The sequence below is a fragment of the Tepidibacillus sp. LV47 genome (assembly GCF_048381575.1).
Lineage (GTDB): Bacteria > Bacillota > Bacilli > Tepidibacillales > Tepidibacillaceae > Tepidibacillus.
In genome coordinates this window covers 1-6583 of record NZ_JBLWIF010000016.1, presented here as the reverse complement: position 1 = coordinate 6583, position 6583 = coordinate 1, and the positions used below count along the sequence as shown (strand labels likewise).

At 38.4% G+C, this 6583-nt stretch carries 8 protein-coding genes, 2 tRNA genes and 1 pseudogene; all 11 read left to right on the top strand.

Annotated features, from left to right (window positions below; all coding sequences use genetic code 11):
• Positions 1-87: 87 nt before the first annotated feature.
• The gene (locus tag ACMW72_RS11470) at positions 88-219 is read left to right on the top strand and encodes a hypothetical protein (protein ID WP_418368969.1); all 132 of its coding nucleotides are present in this window, start codon (positions 88-90) and stop codon (positions 217-219) included.
• A gap of 208 nt (positions 220-427) precedes the next feature.
• Entirely contained in the window at positions 428-1816 is a 1389-nt protein-coding gene (locus tag ACMW72_RS11465; RefSeq protein ID WP_418368968.1) for an amino acid permease, read from the top strand.
• 76 nt (positions 1817-1892) lie between these two features.
• Positions 1893-2009 (top strand): Glu/Leu/Phe/Val dehydrogenase dimerization domain-containing protein, encoded by a 117-nt coding sequence (locus ACMW72_RS11460; protein WP_418368970.1) that lies wholly within the window; start codon positions 1893-1895, stop codon positions 2007-2009.
• A 45-nt stretch (positions 2010-2054) separates the two neighbouring features.
• Positions 2055-3119, top strand: a complete 1065-nt coding sequence (locus ACMW72_RS11455; protein ID WP_418368967.1) for a bifunctional enoyl-CoA hydratase/phosphate acetyltransferase — start codon at positions 2055-2057, stop codon at positions 3117-3119.
• A 322-nt stretch (positions 3120-3441) separates the two neighbouring features.
• Positions 3442-3687 (top strand): hypothetical protein, encoded by a 246-nt coding sequence (locus tag ACMW72_RS11450; protein WP_418368966.1) that lies wholly within the window; start codon positions 3442-3444, stop codon positions 3685-3687.
• A gap of 16 nt (positions 3688-3703) precedes the next feature.
• Positions 3704-3913: a 4Fe-4S dicluster domain-containing protein gene (locus ACMW72_RS11445; RefSeq protein WP_418368965.1), complete on the top strand. Its 210-nt coding sequence runs from the start codon at positions 3704-3706 to the stop codon at positions 3911-3913.
• Positions 3914-4047: 134 nt separating this feature from the next.
• Positions 4048-4374, top strand: coding sequence for a hypothetical protein (locus ACMW72_RS11440; protein WP_418368964.1), 327 nt, complete (start codon positions 4048-4050; stop codon positions 4372-4374).
• Positions 4375-4385: 11 nt separating this feature from the next.
• Positions 4386-4829 carry a 2-oxoacid:acceptor oxidoreductase family protein gene (locus ACMW72_RS11435; protein WP_418368963.1) on the top strand — a complete coding sequence of 148 codons (444 nt, stop codon included), beginning with the start codon at positions 4386-4388 and terminating at the stop codon, positions 4827-4829.
• Positions 4822-5891 (top strand): annotated as a pseudogene (gene buk, locus ACMW72_RS11430) (butyrate kinase). Before ACMW72_RS11435 ends, buk begins: the two are co-directional and overlap by 8 nt.
• Before the next feature lie 349 nt (positions 5892-6240).
• Positions 6241-6327 (top strand) — tRNA-Leu (locus tag ACMW72_RS11425).
• Positions 6328-6337: 10 nt separating this feature from the next.
• Positions 6338-6414: transfer RNA gene (locus ACMW72_RS11420), tRNA-Pro, on the top strand.
• Positions 6415-6583: the final 169 nt, after the last annotated feature.

Here is a 6583-nt window from a genome sequence, read left to right as displayed (position 1 = left end):
GCGCCGATGGTACTTGGACCGAAGGGTCCTGGGAGAGTAGGACGTTGCCAGGCAAATAGTAAAAGGGCTACCAAAAGGTAGCCCTTTTTGTTATACAACAAAAGCCGCCCTACATTATTCTTATTCTTCTTTGTGCACAACAACGAAGAGGAAATTCGTGTTGAAATACCCGTGAATGATCAATGGCCGACATTAAAAGAAATTGTTGGTCAGGTTTAAATGTTCTTCTATTTGTGATAAGTTTTTTTGTCAGTGATAAAAAAAAATTGGTATTTTTATTTATCGCAAAACTCGATTAAGAACGAATTTTGTATAATTTATAATCGTCTATATTTGACAAAGGTTGGCATATATTTTGCGTATAAATATAGGCGCTCGAAGTATTTAGAAAAATATAAAATTTTGTATCAAAAGGGGATGCGGTTGAATGAGTCAACAGAGTCTCAATGAAGAAAAGCTTCAGAAGGGATTGAGTGAACGCCATATCCAAATGATCTCATTAGGTGGGGCAATTGGAGTAGGCCTTTTTTACGGATCAGCTACGACGATTAAAATGGCAGGTCCAGCAATTTCACTTTCCTATTTAATTGGAGGAATAATCATCTTTTTTATCATGCGAGCATTAGGCGAGATGGCCGTTGCAGAGCCTGTATCAGGATCATTTAGCGCTTATGCGAATAAGTATGTTGGACCGTTTGCGGGGTACTTAACCGGTTGGACATACTGGTTTATGTGGGTTGTTGTAGGAATGGCAGAGATTACTGCAGTAGGACATTATATCAATTATTGGTTTCCAAGTGTTCCTACTTGGGTTTCTGCTTTAGGGGCTTTGCTTCTAATGACTGCAGTTAACTTAATAAATGTAAAGGCTTTTGGAGAATTTGAATTCTGGTTTGCACTTATTAAGGTTGTTACAATCATTGGAATGATCATTGCCGGTTTACTGATGATCTTTTTTGGATTTGGAAATGGCGGACAACCTATTGGTTTTGATAATCTTTGGGCGCATGGCGGTTTCATGCCAAATGGGATTACAGGGATTCTATTCTCACTTGTAATGGTTATGTTCTCTTTTGGTGGAGTAGAGTTAATTGGAATCACTGCCGGAGAAGCAAAAGATCCACAAAAATCTATTCCGAATGCCATTAACAAGGTAATCTGGAGAATTTTAATTTTCTATGTGGGTGCATTAAGTGTTATCATGATTTTATATCCATGGAATGAGGTAGGGGAGAATGGAAGTCCATTTGTTTTAGTCTATGATAAAATCGGAATTCCAGCGGCTGCAACCATCATTAACTTTGTAGTGCTGAGTGCGGCATTATCCGCTTTTAATAGTGGGTTATTCAGTACAGGTCGTATGTTATATAACCTTTCTTTACAAAACAATGCACCGAAAATTTTCTCCAAATTAAGCAAGTCAGGAACACCAAATATAGGAATTTTATTTTCCTCATTCTTGTTACTTATTGCAGTATTCTTAAATTACATTGTGCCTGAAAAGGTGTTTACTTACATCTCAGCAGTCGCTACAGTTGCTGTGATTACAAGTTGGACAATCATTCTTATCACTCAACTAAAATTTAGAAAGGCAAAGACAAAACAAGAAGTGGATCAATTGACTTTTAAACTTCCTTTTGCTCCGTATTCAGCGTACATTTCGTTAGCTTTCTTGGCTTTTGTTGTTGTTATGATGGGTTTCATTGATGGGGTGAATATTGCGCTAGTTGTTGCTCCGGTATGGTTTGGTATCCTCTTTATGGGGTATAAGATGCGTAAGCCTGCAGGAACAGAAAGTAGAAAATCGATTGGGTAATCAGCCATTGTAAATGAGTAAAATAAAAAAAACTTATTTCATGCACTGGAGTATTCCAGTGCATTTTTAATGGAAAATTTCCTTTCTGAAAACTTTTCTTATCACGAATCGAAGTAGTCTTTCAAGAGGAATGACTTATAAATGTGCAGTTTCAGGCGTAACACATGGTGGTAGTAAAACCGTTATTTGTTGAGACATTAAAAGGTTATTATACGGGTACAGATGTAGGGACTGTAGAATGGACTTCGTGTTTCTAGAAAACAAGAAAATATGTGGTCGGTCTTCCGAAATATATGGCGACAGTGGAAACTCTGCGATCATTACTGCATATGGTGTTTGGAGAGCGAGGAAATTTGAAACTGTTTCAATAAGCGAGGTGATTAAGATGCGTTTTGCCAATTTCGAAGAAGTCATTAGCCAAGTTAGAAGAGGAAAACCCATCAAAGTTAGTATTGCTGCAGCTCATGATAATGATGTTCTTACGGCAGTCAAACGCGCTATTGAATTAGATTTAGTGGAGCCTTTTTTTGTTGGAAATGAACTTGAATTAAAAGAGTTAGCAAGTCAAATGGGGTTTGATATCACCTCTTTTGAGGTTTATCACACACATACAGAGGAAGAGTCTGCTTATATTGCAGCGAAATTAGCCGATGAAGGCAGAACTCAAATGATTATGAAGGGTTTTATCAATAGTACGCCCTTTTTGAAAGGTGTACTTCATAAAGATTTTTCCCTAAGAACAGGAAGAATTCTAAGTCACCTGGCTGCTTTTGAAATTACAGGCTTTGATCGCCTTTTTTATATGACTGATGGAGGATTAAATATTCTCCCAGACATTCAACAAAAAGAACAAATCCTAGAGAATTCAATACGATTCTTGCACTTATTGGGATTAGAAACACCGAAAGTCGCACTTCTTTCTGCGAATGAGCGGGTGAATCATAAAATGCCTGTCACTATCGATTGCCAACTGTTAGCACAAAAAGCAAAGATGGGCCGATTTGGATCTGTAATAATGGAAGGACCATTACCTCTTGATTTAGCCATTAGTAAGGAATCCTTATATCATAAGGGAATTCAGAGTGAAATTGATGGAGAAGCAGATTTGTTCCTCGTACCTACAATTGAAGCGGGAAATATTTTTGGTAAAGCCATTACTTATTTTGCAAAAGGAACAATGGCGGGAGTTGTACTAGGCGCAAGAGTACCGTTAATTCTCAACTCTCGTTCTGACTCAGCGAAGGCAAAGCTAGCTTCCATTGCCTTTTCCGTTCTTGCGGTACAAAGAGGTTTTTCCCAATGATCCAGTTAAACAAGCAGGTACTTATATTGATCGGTCATTTTGGTACAGGAAAAACGACGCTGTCATTAAACATTGCCATGAACGTTAGCAAGACTACCGCTTAACCTTTAGCCATCGTTGACCTTGATGTGAATAATCCCAAAAGAGATTTATTCAATTATCAATGAACCGAAACGGAAGGTCATTATTGATGTTGGGGGGCATGATGTAGGGACTACCGTTCTCGGCAGTTTAGTCGAGAAAATTCAAAAGGTAGAATACGATCTTATATGGTGATCAACACGTATCGCCGGATATGGAAAATGTTGAGAAAATCATACAGATGCTTGAGTGGTTGCAGGGATTATCCAAATTAAAAGTAACGGGGTTAATTAATAATTCGAATCTGGGATCGTTGACGCAAATTGAAGATCTAATCGAGAGTGAAGCAATGGTGTTGGAGGTTTCGGAAAAGATCGGGATTCCGCTCATCGGAATTCCTGTAGAAAATCGACTCCTCGAAGAAAGTAAAGAGGTATTGAAATCCAAAATTATACACATTCAACGTTTTGATTTATACAACTTTTAGATAGTAGAGACGAAAGATGAGAGCTTATGTCGTCATTAATGAAGATTTATGTAAAGGCAGTGAGATATGTGTTGCCACATGTCCAACAGAAACGTTATCTATCGCAAAGGATCCAAATGCAAAAAGATATTATCCAGCCGTTCAACATGATGTTGAAAATTGTACAGGTTGCAAACAATGTGCATTAATGTGCCCTGAAGTAGCCATCAAAGTGATCGTTGCATAGAGAAGGGAGAATGGGAAATGAAAAAATATTTAATGAAGGGTAATGAAGCAATTGCAGAGGCTGCTAGAAATTATCGAATATGGCTCTAAAAATGCAAAAGGTAGGTGGAACTTTCCTTCAAAGAGAGAGTGAGATTGCAGCAATTTATATGTTTTTTGGGGCAAGAGGGGATCTCATTTTTAGCGGCAAACGAATTGCCAGCTGTAATTGTAAATATTATGCGAACTGGACCTGGTCTTAGCGGGTTTGGGCCTTCTCAAGCAGACTATTTTCAAGCGACGAAGGGTAGCGGTCATGAAGATTATCGTTTGATCGTTCTTGCACCAAGCTCCGTTCAAGAGATGGCTGACTTGGTCATGAATGGATTTGACTTAGCTGATATTCATCGTAATCCCGTCATGATTTTGGCGGATGGTGTTTTGGGTCAGATGTTGAAAACACCTGAGATGATGAAGAAATAGGAGGGGAGATTGTGGAACAGATCATTATTTCTGGATTTGGCGGGCAAGGAGTCCTTTTTGTAGGAAAACTATTAGCTTATGCTGGAATGGTTTCTGGAAAACATGTATCTTGGATTCCTTCCTATGGTCCTGAAATGCTACCCTGGACAAAAAAGGATGGTAAAGTGTTTCTAAACAGTTTCATTATCAAAAGGGAAAAACCAGATAACAGTGAATATACATGGATTTCTCTACCTGCCCAACAAATTGCGGAAGAAGCTGGAGCACCTTCTTTAATGAATATGGTCATGCTAAGGGGTTTACTTAACCATATTTCAATTATCAGTTTAGAGGACATCAAAAAAGGAATGGAAGAAATGCTTGGCAATAAACGACCTGATAGAATTGAAATGAACATGGAAGCAATCCGAAAAGGAATGGAACAGGCGGCCAAGTTGGAGGTTCATCATGCATAACGAACCAAAGGTATTAGCAATCAATCCTGGGTCTACATCAACAAAGTTTGCCGTTTATCAAGGTGAAACGCTCCTCTTTAGGGAGACATTAAGGCATAAAGATGAAGAACTAAATCGATTCCCATCAGTAGCTGCACAAAAACAATACCGTTTAGAAGCAATTAAAGAAGGATTGGAAAAGCATCAAATTTCGATCGATCAATTAGCTGCTATCGTTGGAAGAGGTGGATTTTTAAGACCGTTATCAAGTGGAACTTATGAAGTAAATAGTAAGATGTTAGACGACCTTGAACAGGCTAAGTATGGTGAACATGCCTCAAATCTTGGTGCAATTATGGCTTATGAGTTAGCAAAGCCTTACAAAATTCCTGCTTTCATCGTTGATCCGATTGTTGTTGATGAATAAGTGACCTAGCTAGGTATTCAGGTATCCCGGAAATTGAGAGAAAAAGCCATGTGCATGCCTTAAATATTAAGGCTGTGATTCGAAAGGTTGCGAAACAATTGGGAAAACCTCATGATCAATTGAATTTCGTCGTTGGGCATTTAGGTGGAGGAATCTCTATTGTTGCTTCACGAAATGGGAAATTGGTTGATGTGAATAATGCCAATAATGAAGGGCCTTTTTCTCCTGAACGTGCAGGTGGGCTCCCTGCTTATCAATTAGTAAAACTTTGTTATTCAGGTAAGTTTACAGAAAAAGAAATGCTATTCCGTCTGACAAAGTTAGGCGGCCTATATGCGTACTTAGGAACAAAAAATGCAATGGAAGTCGAAGAAAGAATGTGCCAAGGGAATCAAGAAGCAAAGAATGTGCTTGATGCTATGATCTATCAAATTGGTAAAGAAATTGGTGCAATGTCAGTTGTTTTAGAAGGGAATATTGACGGAATCATTTTAACGGGTGGCCTCAGCTATTCCAATTATATTGTTTCAGAGGTTTCGAAAAAGGTAAGTTTCCTTGCTCCGATTTATGTTGTGCCAGGAGAAGAGGAATTGGAAGCATTAGCATTAGGCGCATTACGAGTAATTAATGGGGAAGAACAAGCAAACACTTATTAAAGAGTCAGAGAGGCGGCATGTAGATGTCCCTCTCTATTCCTTGATGGATGTATTAATGCCATTCTGGAACCAAAAATTTCTTATAGACGATAATACATCAAGTATGTTATATTATGTAAGCCGCTTTTATAACATATGAGTGATCCCCGGCTCATGTAATACCGTTTACATTATCATTGAAGCGTTACAATATGGCAATATCATAGGCGTACAACAATCGCTTTACTGCTAATCTTGATAAAAAGATGAGCAATATGATAATATAAAGAATATCATAAACCATTTATCATCTACGAAGATTCTAGACGCGGAGTATCAAGAAAAACTTAGTAAAAATCATTATTTTTATGCGGACGTGGCGGAATCGGCAGACGCGCTAGATTCAGGTTCTAGTGGTAGAAATACCGTGGGGGTTCAAATCCCTTCGTCCGCACCATATTTTATTTCGGGAAGTGGCTCAGCTTGGTAGAGCACCACGTTCGGGACGTGGGGGTCGCAGGTTCAAATCCTGTCTTCCCGACCATTATATTAAGAAATGATAAAGGCATGATTTTTGAGCATGTCTTTTTTTATTTATCGCTCTGTAATAGCAATTCTATTGACGAAATTCGTCGGATTATGCTACATTATAAAAGTCGACAACGTTCAACAAGATGTCGGAAATTGGCAGAAAAAAGTATATTGACATAATA